Origin of the sequence: Stenotrophomonas sp. TWI1149 (assembly GCF_039673155.1) — a bacterium.
Taxonomy (GTDB): domain Bacteria; phylum Pseudomonadota; class Gammaproteobacteria; order Xanthomonadales; family Xanthomonadaceae; genus Stenotrophomonas; species Stenotrophomonas maltophilia_AA.
In genome coordinates this window covers 48901-64825 of record NZ_JBDJLB010000003.1, presented here as the reverse complement: position 1 = coordinate 64825, position 15925 = coordinate 48901, and the positions used below count along the sequence as shown (strand labels likewise).

General features: G+C 68.0%; 14 protein-coding genes. 9 read left to right on the top strand and 5 right to left on the bottom strand.

The features are described 5' to 3' along the window. The first annotated feature begins 111 nt into the window (after positions 1–111). Both ABE424_RS04185 and ABE424_RS04180 read left to right on the top strand, forming a co-directional pair. Positions 112–4689, top strand: coding sequence for a YadA-like family protein (locus tag ABE424_RS04185; RefSeq protein ID WP_346491071.1), 4578 nt, complete (start codon positions 112–114; stop codon positions 4687–4689). 78 nt (positions 4690–4767) lie between these two features. Next, the gene (locus ABE424_RS04180) at positions 4768–5613 is read left to right on the top strand and encodes an OmpA family protein (protein ID WP_346491072.1); all 846 of its coding nucleotides are present in this window, start codon (positions 4768–4770) and stop codon (positions 5611–5613) included. A gap of 197 nt (positions 5614–5810) precedes the next feature. On the opposite strand, the gene ABE424_RS04175 is transcribed toward ABE424_RS04180, so the two are convergent. From ABE424_RS04175 to ABE424_RS04160, 4 genes are all read right to left on the bottom strand, one after another. After that, positions 5811–6392, bottom strand: coding sequence for a fasciclin domain-containing protein (locus ABE424_RS04175; protein ID WP_346491073.1), 582 nt, complete (start codon positions 6390–6392; stop codon positions 5811–5813). A gap of 158 nt (positions 6393–6550) precedes the next feature. Continuing rightward, a complete protein-coding gene (locus tag ABE424_RS04170) occupies positions 6551–6943 on the bottom strand; it encodes an OsmC family protein (RefSeq protein ID WP_346491074.1) in 393 nt (130 codons plus the stop codon). 68 nt (positions 6944–7011) lie between these two features. Continuing rightward, entirely contained in the window at positions 7012–7806 is a 795-nt protein-coding gene (locus tag ABE424_RS04165) for a phosphatase PAP2 family protein (RefSeq protein ID WP_346491075.1), read from the bottom strand. Between the two features lie 181 nt (positions 7807–7987). Then, positions 7988–9493, bottom strand: a complete 1506-nt coding sequence (locus tag ABE424_RS04160; RefSeq protein WP_346491244.1) for an ATP-binding protein — start codon at positions 9491–9493, stop codon at positions 7988–7990. Between the two features lie 402 nt (positions 9494–9895). On the opposite strand from ABE424_RS04160, the gene ABE424_RS04155 reads away from it, so the two are divergent. The 3 genes from ABE424_RS04155 (at position 9896) to ABE424_RS04145 (ending at position 12262) form a co-directional block, all read left to right on the top strand. Next, a complete protein-coding gene (locus ABE424_RS04155) occupies positions 9896–10867 on the top strand; it encodes an AraC family transcriptional regulator (protein WP_346477429.1) in 972 nt (323 codons plus the stop codon). A 205-nt stretch (positions 10868–11072) separates the two neighbouring features. After that, positions 11073–11723 carry a response regulator transcription factor gene (locus ABE424_RS04150; protein ID WP_346491076.1) on the top strand — a complete coding sequence of 217 codons (651 nt, stop codon included), beginning with the start codon at positions 11073–11075 and terminating at the stop codon, positions 11721–11723. A 131-nt stretch (positions 11724–11854) separates the two neighbouring features. After that, the gene (locus ABE424_RS04145) at positions 11855–12262 is read left to right on the top strand and encodes a response regulator transcription factor (protein WP_346477427.1); all 408 of its coding nucleotides are present in this window, start codon (positions 11855–11857) and stop codon (positions 12260–12262) included. A gap of 12 nt (positions 12263–12274) precedes the next feature. Here ABE424_RS04145 and ABE424_RS04140 read toward each other — a convergent pair whose 3' ends face one another. Further along, a complete protein-coding gene (locus ABE424_RS04140) occupies positions 12275–13447 on the bottom strand; it encodes a hypothetical protein (protein ID WP_346491077.1) in 1173 nt (390 codons plus the stop codon). Between the two features lie 182 nt (positions 13448–13629). On the opposite strand from ABE424_RS04140, the gene ABE424_RS04135 reads away from it, so the two are divergent. Genes ABE424_RS04135 through ABE424_RS04120 form a run of 4 tightly spaced genes read left to right on the top strand, consistent with a single transcriptional unit; the run spans position 13630 to position 15913 of the window. Beyond that, positions 13630–14034, top strand: coding sequence for a hypothetical protein (locus tag ABE424_RS04135; protein ID WP_346477425.1), 405 nt, complete (start codon positions 13630–13632; stop codon positions 14032–14034). After that, positions 14031–14570 (top strand): DUF202 domain-containing protein, encoded by a 540-nt coding sequence (locus ABE424_RS04130; protein WP_346501837.1) that lies wholly within the window; start codon positions 14031–14033, stop codon positions 14568–14570. The genes ABE424_RS04135 and ABE424_RS04130 overlap by 4 nt, the downstream gene beginning before the upstream one ends. Beyond that, positions 14567–15493 (top strand): formylglycine-generating enzyme family protein, encoded by a 927-nt coding sequence (locus ABE424_RS04125; RefSeq protein ID WP_346491078.1) that lies wholly within the window; start codon positions 14567–14569, stop codon positions 15491–15493. The genes ABE424_RS04130 and ABE424_RS04125 overlap by 4 nt, the downstream gene beginning before the upstream one ends. A gap of 42 nt (positions 15494–15535) precedes the next feature. Beyond that, positions 15536–15913, top strand: coding sequence for a DUF1622 domain-containing protein (locus ABE424_RS04120; protein ID WP_346491079.1), 378 nt, complete (start codon positions 15536–15538; stop codon positions 15911–15913). Positions 15914–15925: the final 12 nt, after the last annotated feature.

Genomic DNA, 15925 nt, shown 5'->3' with positions numbered 1-15925 from the left:
TTTGTGCTGCCGGAATGAAGTGCTCGCGGTTTGACCCCTCGACTGTAATGACATCCACGTGCCGTCAGGCACCGGTGATGTTCAACGCATTCGTAAACGGGGGAATACCTGATGAACCGTATTTTTCGATTGGTGTGGAGCCACCGGCTGAACGCCCTGGTGGTCGTCTCCGAAATCGCCACCGCGCGTGGCAGCCTGGCCGCCGGCCCGGTCGTGGTGCATCTGAAGGTGCCGATGTCGGTGCTGTCGCTGGGTCTCTCGCTGGCGTTGTGCACGGGCAGTGCATGGGCCGGTGAGAACCAGACGCTCACCGACCTGCAGGCACTGACCGCCAAGTACACCGCGCCACTGCCGGTGAAGCTCGATGCGGAAGTGGCGCTGGCAGCCGCGGCACGTGATCGTGGCACCGCCCCCCTGCTGAGCGTGGATGCCAAGGTCAATCTCAACCTCGGCACACCGACGGCCAACCGGCCGGCGCTGCAGGTGCAGGCCGCTGCGCAGGCGAACGCGGATCTGCCCAGGCGCGTTGCCGCGCCGGGCGCCCAGGTGGCGACCCTGGCCGATCTGGGCATCGCGGCAGGTAACAGCAACGGTGGGGCGTTGAAGGCCCATGCCGACATCAACGCGGTCGCCTCGGTTGCGCCGACCGCAGCGAAGGTGCACGTGCCGGTCAAGGCCGAGGCGCGACTCACTGCGGCAGCGGATACCGCGCTGGCAGTGAACGCCGAGGCGAAGGCGGCGGCGAATGTGGCCGTCGCGACGCCGTCACCACGGAAGGCCGCACTGGAGGCCAACGTCGATGCGGCGGCACAGGCACGCCTGGCGGCGGCCGAGGTGGAGGCCAGGGCGGCGCTGATCGCCGACGCCACGGTGACGCCGGACGCCCCGGATGCCGTGCAGGCATCGCTGGCCAGCACTGTCGCTGGTGGGGTGCGCGTGGATGCGCTCGGCCACGTGGTCGATGCGGCCGACCGCAATCCCAAGCTCGTGGATGCCGGCGTCAGTGCCGTGCAGACCAGCTCGATGGCGCTGGCGCCGAATGGTCTGGGCAATGCATTGGGGGGACTGTTGAACGGTGTCGGCGGGGCGGTCGGCGGCCTGCTCGACGGCGTCGGCACTACCGTGGGTGCCATCACCACCCCGGTGCTGGGTGCGGTCGGTGCGATCACCACGCCGATCCTCGGCACCGTCTTCCCGGCGCCGACCGCGCTGCCGCCGGGCAGCCCGAAGGGTCCGGCCCCGGCCGATCCCAACGCCGGCCTGGTCATCGGCACCGGCGGCCTGGTCGGCTCGCTCTCGCAGCTGGTCGGTCCGACCGCGCAGGGGCTGCTGGGCGGCGACGGCTATGTCCGCAACGGCAACCTGAAAGTCAGCAGCGCCAACGTCATGCAGACCTATTCGGTCACCAACGTGCTCGGCCTGCCGGTGGTCAACCTGACCCCGGTCGGTACGCTGCTGGATGGGCTGGGCGGCGCAAGCACCGGCGGCAGCTCGCACCTGACCCTGATCGGTGGCGTCACCTCCGACAGCTACATCTACAACATCAACAACGGCGACCCCAACGGCCTGCTCGGGCTGGTGCTGCCGGACGGTTCGCCGGCGTGGTCCAACCGCTGCGTCAATCTGCTGGTGGCCAGCGTGGACTGCTGGGCGGTCAACGCCGCGCAGGACTACCAGGTGCTCGTCGGCGATGGTGCCTATGCCAACGGGTCCAGGGAAGTGGTGATCGGTGCGAACGCACGCCACGAGCTGCCGCAGCAGGACGCCAGCGTGGCGTTCCCGGGCGCAGGGGTCAACGACCCGACCGATCCGACGGGCGTTCCGACGGCCGATTACGCAGCGCGCATGGGCCACTCCGTGGTGGTCGGCGACAGTGCGACGGGCACTGCCAACGGGCAGACCATCCTGGGTTCGGAGGCGACCTCCAACCAGGCCAACAGCGTGGCGCTGGGCTACCGCTCGGCGGCCAACCGCGGTGCGCAGGCCAGCTACAGCGCCTATGGATTGAGTGCGGCGCAGGTATCAGCCGGTGAAGTCTCGGTCGGCTTTGCCGGTGGCGAGCGCCAGATCAGCAACGTGGCTGCCGGCAGTGCCGCCACCGATGCGGTCAACGTGGCCCAGCTGCAGGGCGCGATCTCGCAGATCGATGCGGTCGGCACGCTGGCGGTGACCTACGACGACGACGGGGCTGGCGGTGCGGACTACCGCCGCGTCACCCTCGGCGGCGGCACCGGCACCACCACGATCGCCAACCTGGCCAACGGCGCGGTCGACGCGGGCAGCACCGAGGCGGTCAATGGCGCCCAGCTGTTCGATACCAACAGCGCGATCGTCGACTACTTCGGCGGTGTCACCGCCTACGATCCCGCCACCGGCGCGTGGACCGCACCCAGCTTCCAGATCTCCACGATCTCCAGCGGTGGCGCCGTCGCGCAGGGGGTGTACGACAACGCCAGCGACGCGTTCTCCGCGGTGGATGGTTCGCTGGTCAACCTCAACACGCAGATCACCGACATCCGCAATGGCGTCGGCAGCCGCTACCTGAAGATCAACTCGACCGGTGCCGAGGCCGCCGCCGCCGGGCTGGACAGCATCGCCGTCGGCACCGGGGCCTCGGCCACCGCCGCCAACAGCATTGCCGTGGGCGCCGGTGCCTTGGCCGATCGCGAGGGTACGGTGTCGGTGGGCGCGGCCGGTGCCGAACGCCAGGTGGTCAATGTCGCCGCCGGTACCCAGGCGACCGATGCCGTCAACCTGGCCCAGCTGGATGCCTCCGAGCAGGGCGCGCTGCGCTACGACCTCAACCCCGATGGCAGCGTGAACTACGCCAGCGCCACGCTCGGCAACGGAGCCGGTGCCACCACCCTCAGCAACGTCGCCGCCGGCAGTGTCACCGCCACCAGCAACGAAGCGGTCAACGGTGCCCAGCTGTTCAATGCCAATCAGGCCGTGGCCACCCATCTGGGCGGTGGTGCAGCGCTGGACACCAACGGCCTGGTCACCGCCCCGACCTACACGATCAACAACGTGGCCAGCGATGGCCAGGTCACCGCCGGCAGCTATGACAACGTCGGCAGCGCCTTCGATGCCGTGAGCACCTCGTTGGCCAACGTCGCCGACCAGACCGACACCGTGGACCGCCTGGCCGTGAAGTACGACGCCGATGCCAGTGGCAACGCGACCAACACCATCACCCTGGCCGGCGATGCCAGCGGCGCGGCGGTGGCACTGACCAACCTGGCCGACGGACGCGTGCTGGCCGGCAGCCTGGATGCGGTCAACGGCAACCAGCTGTTCCAGACCAACGCTGCCCTGGTCGGGTATTTCGGCGGCACCACCAACTTCGATGGCAACACCGGCATCTGGACCGCGCCGACGTTCCGCATTTCCTCGATCGCCACCGACGGCAGCGTCATCCCCAACGACTACAGCGACGTCACCGTGGCCTTCTCGGCGGTGGATACCTCGCTGACCAACCTCAATAGCCGCATCGACCAGATCCAGCCGGGCGGCAACAGCCAGTATGTGCAGGTCAACTCCACCAAGGGCGCGGCCACCGCGGGCGGCGCCGACAGCATCGCGATCGGGCCGCTGGCGAGTGCGGCGGGCAGCGGCAGCGCGGCGATCGGCGATGGCGCCAGCGCCAGCGCGGACAACAGCATCGCCCTCGGCGCCGGCTCGGTGGCCAGTGTGGGCGCACAGGCCGGGTACACCGGTGCCTACGGCCAGGCCGGTGCCAGCAACTCGGTGGGCGAGGTGGCCGTCGGCAGCACCGGTGCCGAGCGCAAGGTCACCCACGTGGCCGATGGTTCGGAGCGCTATGACGCGGTCAATGTCGGTCAGCTGCAGAACGGTGTGAACTACGCGATCACCGAGTCCAAGGCCTACACCGACACGCAGATCAACAACATCAACAACGGCACCTCCGGGATGTTCCAGGTCAACAACACGCAGAACCTCGCCGCGCCGGCCGCGACCGGCGACAACGCGGTGGCCGGCGGTGCGGGGGCTGCCGCCGCAGGCAGCAACGCGACCGCACTGGGCAACGGAGCCAGTGCACAGGGCAGCAACAGCGTCGCGCTGGGGGCCGGTTCGGTGGCCAACCGGGCCAACACGGTCTCGGTGGGCAGCAGTGGCGCGGAACGGCAGATCGCCAACGTCGCCGACGGCAGCGAAGCCACCGACGCGGTCAACGTCCGCCAGCTGCAGGCGTCCCAGCAGGGCACGATCCGTTACGACACCAACGTCAACGGCACCACCAACCTCAACAGCGTGACACTCGGCAGTACCGCCAGTGGTCCGACCACGGTGCGCAACGTCGCCCCCGGCACCGCCGGTACCGATGCCGTCAACGTGGACCAGCTGCGCAGCGGCATGGCCCAGACCCTGGACTGGTCCAAGGCGTACACCGACGAGCGCATGGACTCGTTCGACCGCAACCTGCAGAAGACCGACAACCGCGCCTCGGCCGGTGTCGCCTCGGCCATGGCGGTGGCCGCCCTGCCGCAGCCCTATGAAGCCGGCCGCAGCATGGCCTCGCTCGCCGCAGGCAGCTTCAACGGCGAGTCCGGCGTGGCGGTGGGCATTTCGGGGGTCTCCGAAGGCGGCCGCTGGATCTACAAGTTCAGCGGTTCGACCAACAGCCGCGGCGATGGTGGTGTCGCGGTAGGTGCCGGCATCCAGTGGTGACCGCGTCCGGTGCCGGCGCGCCGCCGGCACCGGGCCCTACGGTCCGCATTCAGCGTTTACAGGGGGAACACCATGCACATGCAGCCCGCATCCATTTCCCAGGGGCCGCTGCTGCGGTCACTGGGCCTGAGCCTGGCAGCGCTGCTGCTCGGCGCCTGCGCCAGCCACGGCGAGCAACGCGCCACACCGCCTGATACCGCCGTCGACGCCGAGGCGGTGAGCTTCCCGGATCCAGCCAGGGCCAGCCTGAAGGAGGGACTGTTCGTGGACGTCGACAACCTGCGCCTGTTCGCCCGTGGCATGAGCAAACGCCAGCTGTACGCTCTGCTGGGCACCCCGCATTTCGGCGAGGGTATGTGGGGGGTGCGCGAGTGGAACTACCTGTTCAATTTCCGCAGCAGTCCGGGTGGGGATTACTTCACCTGTCAGTTCAAGGTCGATTTCGATGGCAAGGGCATTGCCCAGGCAGCGCACTGGAAGCCGCAGGCCTGTGCCGCCGTGCTCGACCCACCGCGGCCACCTACGCCGCCGGCGCCCGCGCCGATGCCGAGCGAGCCGCTACGGCTGGCGGCGGATGCGATGTTCGCGTTCGACAGCGCCATGCTGACGCCCGAAGGACGCCGTAACGTGGAGACGTTGCTGCAGCAGGTGCGCGATGCCAGCCGGGTGCAGACCATCCAGGTGATCGGCTACACCGACCGGATCGGCAGCGACCGTTACAACCTGGTGTTGTCGCAACGGCGTGCCGAGGCCGTACGCGACGCGCTGGTGGCCGGCGGCGTACCGGCGGCGGCGATCGTCGCCGAAGGGCGGGGCAAGGCCGACCCGCTGGTGCAGTGCGGGCAGGCGCAGCGCAACGCGCTGATCGTCTGCCTGGCGCCGAACCGACGCGTCGAGCTGTCCGGCAAGGCATTGCCGCGCTGAGCGCCGGCGGACCGCGTCCTCTTTCCCCGTCTACATACCCTGCCGGCGCACGCATGCGCCGGCGAGGGACCGTCTTGACCTGGCGCGTCGTCCGCACAGCGTGATGTCTCCCCCGTCATCGTCCTGAAGACGGCGCGCCAGGTCATCTTCCTCCCGCTCCGGGGCGGCTGCAGGCGATCTGCAGCCGCCGTTTCCGGTTACGGCATCAGCACTTTGTCGATCACGTGGATCACGCCGTTGCTCTGCTTCACATCGGCGATGGTGACGTGGGCGACCTGGCCCTTGCTGTCGGTCAGGGTGATGCCCTTGCCAACGACGCGCGCGGTCAGCGCTTCGCCTTCGACCGTGGTGAGGCTGGCCTTGCCGCCACCCTGCTTGATCTTCGCCATCAGGTCGGTGCTGGTGACTGCGCCCGGAACGACGTGATAGGTCAGGATCCGGGTCAGGTCCGCCTTCTTCTCAGGCTTCAGCAGCCCTTCCACGGTGCCTTTGGGCAGTGCCGAGAACGCGGCGTTGGTCGGTGCGAACACCGTGAACGGGCCTGCGCCCTTGAGCGTGTCCACCAGGCCGGCGGCCTTGACCGCGGCAACCAGCGTGGTGTGGTCCTTGGAATTGACGGCGTTGTCGATGATGTCCTTGTTGGCATACATCGCCGCACCGCCGACCATCGGATTGCTGTGCGCCGCCATCGGCGCGGCCGGGGCCTGCGCGAAGACGAGCGGGGATGCGGTGGCGGCAAGACAACCGATCAGTACGAGGCCTGCGAACTGGATCTTCATGACCAAAACTCCCAAATGGATGCGCCGGTGTGACGCACCTTCAGCTACGGCGGGAGTGTCGTGGCGGATGCAGCGGGAAGCCTTCTTTTTTTCAACCGTCAGGACCAGGTGAAAACGGCGTCTGCAGCACGCGATGGAACCACCGGACGACCGCCCGGTCAGCGGCCCTGTTCGCTGGTGATCGTGGCTCCCTCACGCATGACCAGGGTGACCGGCGTCTTCTCGACGACCTCGAGCAGGCGCGCCCATTGCGCCTCGGTCAGCGCCCCGGAGGCATGCAGTACGCGATGCACCTGCAAGCGGCCGTCCGCGTCGCGGGAGGAAGACAGCTCGGCACGGAATTCGCCCAGGTCCCAGCCCTTCTTCTCCGCATACATGCGCAGGGTGATGGCCGTGCAGGCCGCAAGCGAGGCGAGGTAGAGATCGAAGGGGGCCATGCCTGCCGCCTGGCCGCCAAGGCTCACTGGTTCGTCGGTCACCAGCGCATGCTCACCGCTGCGGATGTGGTGGCGGTAATTGACGCCATCGGAAACGATCTGGACCTGTGCCATCTGCTGCGCCTTCGGGGTGGAGATCAGCGCAGGATGGCATGGGCCGCGGGACAGCGCACGGGCGCGTGCTAGAGCACCCCGGGAATCGGGACCGCCAGTGCCGCTTTCTCCGCATCGCAGCCGGTGGGCTGCACGCTGTTGCCGCGCAGCGACTGGATTTCCGCCCGGGCCAGCGCCATGTCGCGGGTGAAATCGGCGTTGGCGTGCAGGGCGGCGAGCGCGCCAGCGGCCACGGCACGGCCTTCGAGTACATCACTCTGCCAGTGCGCGTTGCAGATCAGGCGGTTCTCGCCGAACGCGCGCCCGCGGGCGAGCAGTGCGTTGGCATGGTCCGGGCTCAGCTCGGTCAGCAGCAGCGCCCAGGTCCAGCTGATCGCGGTATGCCCGGAGGGATAGGAACCGTCGGTGCGCAGCGAGGCCTCGTCTGCGGGTGCGCAGGTGCCTTCCTTGTGGAATACGAAGGGGCGCGTGCGCTTGTAGTGGTCCTTGGCGGCATAGGTGGCCAGGCCGGCATCGACCAGGGTGCGCTGCAGCAGCAGGTAGAGCGTCGGCGAAGTCTGCTGGCTGATCGGCACCCCGAGCGCGCAGGAGAAGGTAGTGGCCACCTGCGGGAAGTGCAGGTTCGCGTCCGTGGTCGCCAGCGCGTAGCGGGGCGTGCCACGCAGCTTCTGCGCGGCGCGGTGGATGGCCTGGTCATTGGCGAAGGCCGGGGAGCCCTGGGCCGGTGGCGGCGGCAGCAGTGCCAGGCTGTCCGGCAGGGCGCGCCCAAGGTAGCCGGCCGGAATGCCGGGGCGCAGCTCCGGCACAGGGGCGGAGGCAGGCGCGGCGGCAGCTACGGCGGTGGGCGTTGCCGCAGTAGACATGGGAGGAGACGACGTGCACGCCGTCAACGCGCAGGCCAGCGTGAGCAGGGCCGCACCACGGCGGCAGCGGGAGGGTAGGGCATTCCTGTGCATGGGGCGCTCCACGGACCAGTGTCGGTCCACTGTGTCCGGCGGATGCGGCCCGTACAACCGCCTTTCTACGCGTCAGGCCTCAGTATCTTTACGGGTGCGCGACCACGCGCAGCGGCGGCAGTTCGGTCGCCGCATCACCCAACGGAAAGCGCACTTCGACACGGGTGCCGCCCAGCGGGCTGGAACCGATCCGCAGGCTGCCACCCAGCAGCCGTGCCCGCTCTTCCATGCTGATCATGCCCAGCCCCGGTGCCGCCGGCGTGCTGCCCGCTACCGGCATGCCGATGCCATCGTCGTCGACCCGCAGCAGCAGTTGATCGCCGCGCACCGTCACCAGCACGTGGGCGGTACTGGCATGCGCGTGTTTGTCCACGTTGTTCACCGCTTCCTGCACGATCCGGAACAGGCTCAGTTCGCGGTCGTCACCGAGTCGGGGCGGGCTTTCGATCCGGCATCGCACGCGTAGCGCGCCACGTGCATTGCGCTTGATGCAGAACGCATCGAGCGCACTGGCCAGGCCGGTGAAACGCAGGATGCTCGGATGCAGCTCGTGGGAGATCGACCGGATGTCATTGGACACCGTCAACAGCTGGTCCTGGAGCTCGACCACGCTATGGCGGTCGGCTTCGGGAATCTGGTTGCGCAGGGTACTCAGGCAGATCGAGATCGCCGCCAGCGACTGGTTGACGTCGTCATGCAGGTCGCGCGCGATGCGTGTGCGTTCTTCTTCCTGCACCACCAGCATCCGCCCGGTCACCTCACCCAGCCGACGATAGGCCTGCTGCAGTTTCAGGTGATTGGACAGCTTCTGCTCGGACAGCGCGCCGAGGAACAGCAGCGCACAGCCGGTGCCCAGGGTCCATACCTGGGCGGTGATCAGGTTGCGCTCGGGTGTCCAGAAGGCGAGCGGACCCACGCCGGCCAAGCTCAACTGCATCGCCAGCACCGCCACGATCAGCATGCACACCGCTGCCCCGCTGACCCCGAACACGATCAACACCCAGATCAGGAGCGGAATGGGGGCCAGGACCAGCAGCGGGGTCATGACCCCTTCGGGCCAGTCCATGCCCCAGATCACGCCCAGCACGCCGAACAGAAGCACGGCGACAGCGATCGTGCGCCAGCGCCAGCCGGCCCGACGTTCCGGTGTCTGCAGCACCCGCGCGATGTTGACCACCGTCGGCACGATCAGCAGGTAGCTCACGCTGGCGCATAGCAGCCGTGTGAGCAGCACGTCAGGTGCCAGCCCGCGGGGCGTATCGGGAAAGGCGAGCATCTGCCACCACGCCACGCACACGGGAAGCGCGATGCCCCCGAGCACGACGAACAGCGCGATATCGCGATATCCCTCCAGCGGCCAACCCGTACCGCGCCAGCGCAGCAGCAGCCAGGCCGCCGCAGCCACGAGGACGAGTTCACCGGCACTGGCAATCAGGCCGTTCAGTGCGACGAACGGCACCAGCACGAACGCGAGCACGGTGCCGGCCGCAGCCGCGAGAAGGCAGGTGCGCCACTGCGGACGCGGCGTGAACAGCAACCAACCCATCAACAGCGGTCCTGGAATCCACAGCACGTGCAGGCGAAACCCGGGCATCTGCGCCAGGGTGGGCAGCAACTGGCCGAGCAGGCAGCCGATCAACAGCGGCAGGACGTGCGTGAATGCGACGCGAAGCCCAGGTGAGGGGTGTGTGGAGGTGGCTGGGCTGACCGGGTCGTCCGGCGGTGCTGCACGGGGGCTGTTTACGGGAGCGATGTGCGAAACAGTCGCGTTGACGCGCACGTGGACCTCGGCGGGTGCGTGAGGAAGCTTCGGATCGGAGCCGGTCCCCGAGGCGCGCAACGCTCCCCCGGACAGGTCTCAATGTGATGCGTTTCACGCTTGCGGGGCAGCGTGTCACCGCTTGTAGCGATGTCGTTTCCGCCCCACAATCGCGCCGATGTAAACAGCTTGTCCCCCGTCGCGCTATCCGATTTCCGACCTGTTCGAGGAACTGGCATGGACGAACCGATGGCCCCATACAGCCGCTTCGTCGTCGATGGCTTCGACGCCGATGCGTTGCTGGGGGTAGTGCGCGACACCCGCTTCGAACAGCGTCTGCTCGCGGCCGGACACTTCCGCGCGTGCCTGCAGCGGCTGGTCTTTCCGGAGTTCAGCCTGGACAGTGGCGCCTATACGCTGCCGATTTTCGCCAGCGGCAGCTTCGGCGAAGGATTGATCGCACTGGCGATGGCCGTGTCCTGCCAGCAGCCGATGTGGGCCAACGGACGTTGGGTTCCCGCAGGCCAGGTGATGGTGTTCGCCGAAGACAGCGAGCTCAATGTGCGTCCGCAGCCCGGGGGCTGGCAGTGGGCCGTGCTGCTGATTCCGCGCGAGGTCCTGCAGCGCGAGGCCGTGGCGCGGGTAGGCCGCGAACTGCGCCTCCCACGCCGTGGCTGGTGCAGCCGACCGGCCGCCCCCGCGCACGCGCAGGCACTGCGTTACGGCGTGTTCTCCGCACTGGACACCGCCGCCCGCTGGGAGGGCCTGATCACGCCGGAGCAGCTGGCGGCGCAGTCGGCGCTGCTGCTGGGCGCCTTCGTGGACGCCGTCAGTGCCGCCGATGCCGGACCGCAACGACGTGCCGATGGCAGCTGGATCGAACGTCATCGCGATGCCGTCGTGCGGCGGGCCGAAGACTATCTGAAAGCCCATCTGGACCGGCCCTTCGACAGTGCCGCCCTGTCGCTTGCGCTGGGCGTGGGCGAACGCCAGCTTGAGCGTCTGTTTCGAGATGCCTACGGACATGGGCCCTGCCACTGGCACCAGCTGGCCCGCTTGAACCGCGCGCGCACGGCATTGCTGCAGGCGGACACGCACGACAGCGTGACCGACATCGCCCTGCGGCTCGGCTTCGGGCACCTCGGACGCTTCTCGGTGACCTACCGGAATGTCTTCGGGGAATGTCCACGAGACACGCTGAGACGCTGAATGCCGGCCTGAACACGCTGCGGGTCGAGCGCAGTGGTGGCACGCATCGCATCACGATCCCATCACGGCGGGGCTCGCATGTTCGGCTGGCTGCAGATGCACCGGGACGACAGAAAGGGATGCCATCACGCCCGCTGCTGTGGGCGATGACGGCCGCAGCTGCAGGTCAATCAGGGGATGATTGAAGCCAATGGAGATAATGCAAATGGGCGTTTCGTGCGCGCAGTCGATGTCCGTACCGTTCCGCAAAGTGGTCGTCGCCGATGACCACATGCTGGTGGCGCAGGGTATCGAAAGATTGCTGATGGACTGTTTCGAATCGATCGTGCTGGTGGCCTCCGGCGAGGAACTGCTGGACTCGCTGCATCGCGAGTCACCGGATGTGGTGGTCTCGGATATCAGCATGCCCGGGATCAGCGGCATCGACGTGATGCGCCAGGTCCGCAGCGAGGGCTGCATGACGCCCTTCGTGTTCCTCACCATGCACGACGAATCCAGCATGGCGGCCGAGGCCATCCGGGCCGGAGCGCGGGGCTACATCCTCAAAAGCGCGGCCGGCGATGAACTGGTCCGCGCGATCAACGGGGTGATGGAGGGCCAGACGTATGTGACGCCGACCCTGGCGGCCAATGCGATCGTGTCCTCGGGTCGCTGCCAATACGTACTGACCGAAAAGCAGCTGCGCATCCTGGAATACGTGGCGCGTGGCCTGCGCTCCAAGCAGATCGCCTACGAGCTCGGGGTATCGGTGCGTACGGTTGAATCGCACAAGTACGCGATCATGCAGGAGCTGGGCGTGCATGGCACGCTGGAACTGGTGCGCAAGGCCGAACTGGAAGGTTTGATCCGTCACTAGGCGGCAGGCACCAGGCGGCATGCGCGCAGAGCGGGCAAGTAGATTTACTTGCCCGCCACCGGTTGTTTTTCCCTTGTTACCGAACCGTGTCCGGCCACACCATCGTGGCAGGCATCGAACGGGCGAGTGCGATGAATGCTGTCCGTGTGCTGCTGGCAGAAGATGGATGTGCGATGGGCCGCCAGCTGCGCGGCCTGTTGGCCCAGCAGTTCCAGGTGATCGGACTGGTCCAGGACGGTGCCTCGCTGGTGCAGGCGGCGCAGGCGATGCTGCCCGACGTGGTGGTGACCGACATCGGCATGCCGGAATTGAACGGGCTGGAGGCCGCGCGTCGGTTGCGCCTGCAACGACCCGTGCTGGGCGTGGTGTTCATCACGGTGCATGCCGAGCCGCAGATGGTGTCGCAGGCGATGGCGCTCGGCGCGTGCAGTTATGTGCTCAAATCCGATGCGGGCGATGACCTCCTGCAGGCCGTGCTCGCCGCGGTGAAGGGGGAGTCGTTCGTCTCGCGGTCCCTGCACGGCACGTACCGGGGCTGATCCGCGGGCGGGCTAGACCAGGATGTCCAGCAGCTTGCGGGCCAGCTCGTCCACCGACATCGCCAGCAGCACCAGCGGCAGCAGGGGCAGCACCGCGTGGAGCGCGATCCACAGCAGGTTCCAGCGGTTCAACGGAAGTATCGACATGCCGGCCAGGCCTTTGTACACCCCACTGAAGTCCGCCAGCGCGGAAGCATCACTGTGATCGAGCAGGGAGTCCGCCGCGGGCGTCTGCTGCTGGGCGGATTGCCAGCGCGCGTCGAACAGATCGGCGGCGCGGTTGCCCAGTGCATCGAAGCGGTACAGCGCATGGCGCTTGGCCCGCATCAGGATCGGCATCAGCAGGAGCAGGGGCGCGACCAGCAGCAACGTCGCCGCGACCACATAGCCGACCAGCAGGTGGCGCAGGCTGTAGAGGCTGTCGCCGAGATACTGCACATGGTTGACGCACGCGCCGGCCAGCAGCAGGCCACCGGCCAGCGCCAGCACGGCGAAACGTTCCTGGGCGACCCCAAGAAAGGCCAGGCCCCCGGCGCCATCCGGATGCTCGGCGTGCAGGACCAGGCCGCTGCGGGGCAGGCGCCACAGCACGCAGGTCCACAGCAGGAAACGCCACAGCCACAGCAATGCCACCAGGCGGAACAGCGGCACGGCGACCCATTCGTACCAGCGGCCCGCCGCGGTCAGCGCGCCGTGGTCCAGGCGCCAATCCGCCACGCCCGGCAACAGGCTTGCGTGGTCGCCGCCGAACAACAGCGGCGCCCAGGCGATGACGACGCAGAGGGTTTCGGGGAACCATCCGTCACGCCAGCGGCGGACCCTGCCCAGCAGCGCGTCCATGCGGCCCTGGCGATGGGGAGGGACCAGGCTGGCATGGGTGAGCTGGCGGAAGGCATTGCGCAGCAGTGCATCCGAGCGCGGTGCCGCGATCACCAGCAACGGCAATGCCAGCAGCACGCGGGCCAGGGTGGCGTAGTCGCCCAGCAGGTGCATGCGCGGCGGCTGCGGCCACAGGCTGCCGTCGCGCGCCGCCAGTACCAGCAGGGGGCCGAAGGACACCACGAGCAGGATCCCGGCCAGCCACAGTGCCACGCTGGCCCGACTGTGCAGCACGCCGGTGGCCTGCAGCAGGCGATGGATGAGCCCGCCGTGCATCAGGGAGTAGCGGTGCTGACTCGATCGCATCGGCGCGCCTACGGCAGCGAAGGGGAGGGCGGCCATGCATCGCAGAGGCCGCAGGCAGCGAGCATAGCGCTGCTGTTCCATCTGTTGGACGCAGTAAAAATACTGGGGACGTTGCAGTAACAACTCGATTGTGCGGCTCTCGGGCAAACCCCAAGCTGGAGGCCTGTCGCAAGGACCCAGCCATGCTCTCGGTAATCGACATTCTCACGCGGTTCTGGACGGACATGATCGAACGCGCGGACGGTCCGATGACCTTCCGTTTCTTCCTGCAGCCGTCCATGGCGCTGATCACCGCCCTGATCGATGGGATCAAGGACGCCAAGGCAGGCAAGACGCCGTACGCCTGGCTGCTGACGCACAGTTCATCCGGCGAGCGCCGCGTCGCTTGGCGCGAGGGCGTCACGGACACGGCAAGAATCCTGCTGCTGGGGGTCGGCATGGATGTCATCTACCAGTTCCGGGTCTTCGGTGGATTCAAATACCCGGTGGAGGCCTTCGTGATCGCGGTCGTACTGGGCTTCCTGCCGTACCTGATCCTGCGCGGCCCGATCACCCGCATCGCCAGCCATGTGCTGCGCCGCAAATGACGCCCTCACGAGACGACGACCCGATGAGCGCCCAGGACCCCAGCCAGCATCTCGCCGCGCGCGCGCTCACCATCGAACAGGCCAAGGACCTGCTTGGCGGTGCGGACGCCACCTCGATGGAGCTCTCCTCACGGCGCACCGGCATGTCCTTCCAGCGGACCCGGATGAGTGCGGACCGCACCTTGATGTCGATCATCCGCACCGCACTGTCGCTGATCGGGTTCGGCTTCACCATCTATCAGTTCTTCGGCCACATGCTGGAGGTGCCCGGCGTCGGGCTGCGTCCGCATGCACCGCGCAACTTCGGCATCGCCCTGGTCGGGCTGGGGATGGTCCTGCTGACGCTGGGCATCCTCTATCACGTCCGCTACATGCAGGGCCTGCGCGCCGAGCGGGCGGAGATGATCCGCGAAGGCCTGATCCACGGCGAGAGTCACTACCCGATCTCGCTGACGCTGATCACCGCCGGCCTGCTGTGGCTGCTCGGCCTGCTGGCGATCGTCAGCATGACCTTCAACGTGGCGCCCTTCGCATGAGCGTCGTCGCCGAGACCATGATCGCGCTGGACGGTGGGCTCTTCAGCATGGGCTCCAACGCGCACTACCCCGAAGAGCGCCCGGCCCACAAGGCGCGGGTCGGCCCGTTCCGGATCGATCGCCATCCGGTGACCAACCGGGAGTTCGCCAACTTCGTCCGCGATACCGGCCACGTCACCGCCGCCGAGCAGGCGGCCGACCCGCGCGACTATCCGGGTGCGGATCCGGCGCTGCTGCAACCTGCCTCGGTCGTGTTCGTGCAGCCCGCGCATCCCGTCGATCTGGGCAACACGCACAACTGGTGGCACTACCTGCCCGGTGCCGACTGGCGGCATCCGCGCGGTCCGGCGTCGAACCTGCAGGGCCTGGAGGATCATCCGGTGGTCCACGTGACCTTCGCCGACGCCCTGGCCTATGCCCGGTGGATGGACAAGGACCTGCCGACCGAAGCCGAATGGGAGTTCGCCGCGCGCGGCGGCCAGGACAGCGGCGAGTTCGCCTGGGGGGACACCCTGGTCCCCGGCGGCCGTCACCAGGCCAATACCTGGCAGGGCGAGTTTCCCTGGCAGAGCCTGGACGAGGACGGCCACCGCTGGACCTCGCCGGTCGGCAGCTATCCGCCCAACGGGTATGGGCTGTACGACATGATCGGCAATGTCTGGGAATGGACCAGCGACTGGTACCAGCAGCACGACCAGCTGCAGAGCAAGCCGTGCTGCGCGATCGACAACCCGCGCGGCGGTCTCCGCGAGCGCAGCCATGATCCGCGCGACCGCAGCGCGATCCCGCGCCGGGTGATGAAGGGCGGCTCGCACCTGTGCGCCCCCAACTACTGCAGGCGCTATCGGCCCGCGGCGCGGATGGCCCAGCCGATCGATACCTCGACCTGCCACCTCGGCTTCCGTTGCGTGGACCGCCGATGAACCCGACCGCCGCGCACTGCGATGCCCACCGGAGCCCCGACGATGCTTCCTCTCAAGGCGTGGCTGGTCGCCGTCACCGAGCCGGTGGTGGTGATCATCGATGCGATGGCCCTGGTGCTGGTCGCACTGGCGACCGTGGTGGTGTTCGTGCAGGCCTTGCGGCTGACGCTGCGCGGCCATCTCACCAATGTCGAACGCCGCGATCTGTGGCTGGGCTACGGGCGCTGGCTGGTGGCCGGGCTGACCATGCAGCTCTCGGCGGACATCATCGAATCCTCGATCTACACCAGCTGGGATGCCATCGGCCAGCTGGCCGCGATCGCGGTGATCCGCACGTTCCTGAACTATTTCCTGGAGCGCGACATCGCCGATGTCCGCGAACGCCAGCGTGCCACCCGGCCGGCGCCGCCGCCGCTGTGAGGTCCACATCCA

Bases quoted from the DNA above. Each gene is read 5' to 3' on its own strand.
- ABE424_RS04135 (WP_346477425.1), top strand. From the start codon at position 13,630: ATGCTCTCGGTAATCGACATTCTCACGCGGTTCTGGACGGACATGATC.
- ABE424_RS04170 (WP_346491074.1), bottom strand. From the start codon at position 6,943: ATGGCACAGGTCCAGATCGTTTCCGATGGCGTCAATTACCGCCACCAC.
- ABE424_RS04155 (WP_346477429.1), top strand. From the start codon at position 9,896: ATGGACGAACCGATGGCCCCATACAGCCGCTTCGTCGTCGATGGCTTC.
- ABE424_RS04180 (WP_346491072.1), top strand. From the start codon at position 4,768: ATGCAGCCCGCATCCATTTCCCAGGGGCCGCTGCTGCGGTCACTGGGC.
- ABE424_RS04175 (WP_346491073.1), bottom strand. From the start codon at position 6,392: ATGAAGATCCAGTTCGCAGGCCTCGTACTGATCGGTTGTCTTGCCGCC.
- ABE424_RS04185 (WP_346491071.1), top strand. From the start codon at position 112: ATGAACCGTATTTTTCGATTGGTGTGGAGCCACCGGCTGAACGCCCTG.
- ABE424_RS04120 (WP_346491079.1), top strand. From the start codon at position 15,536: ATGCTTCCTCTCAAGGCGTGGCTGGTCGCCGTCACCGAGCCGGTGGTG.
- ABE424_RS04145 (WP_346477427.1), top strand. From the start codon at position 11,855: ATGAATGCTGTCCGTGTGCTGCTGGCAGAAGATGGATGTGCGATGGGC.
- ABE424_RS04140 (WP_346491077.1), bottom strand. From the start codon at position 13,447: ATGCGATCGAGTCAGCACCGCTACTCCCTGATGCACGGCGGGCTCATC.
- ABE424_RS04165 (WP_346491075.1), bottom strand. From the start codon at position 7,806: ATGTCTACTGCGGCAACGCCCACCGCCGTAGCTGCCGCCGCGCCTGCC.
- ABE424_RS04160 (WP_346491244.1), bottom strand. From the start codon at position 9,493: ATGCCCGGGTTTCGCCTGCACGTGCTGTGGATTCCAGGACCGCTGTTG.
- ABE424_RS04125 (WP_346491078.1), top strand. From the start codon at position 14,567: ATGAGCGTCGTCGCCGAGACCATGATCGCGCTGGACGGTGGGCTCTTC.
- ABE424_RS04150 (WP_346491076.1), top strand. From the start codon at position 11,073: ATGGGCGTTTCGTGCGCGCAGTCGATGTCCGTACCGTTCCGCAAAGTG.
- ABE424_RS04130 (WP_346501837.1), top strand. From the start codon at position 14,031: ATGACGCCCTCACGAGACGACGACCCGATGAGCGCCCAGGACCCCAGC.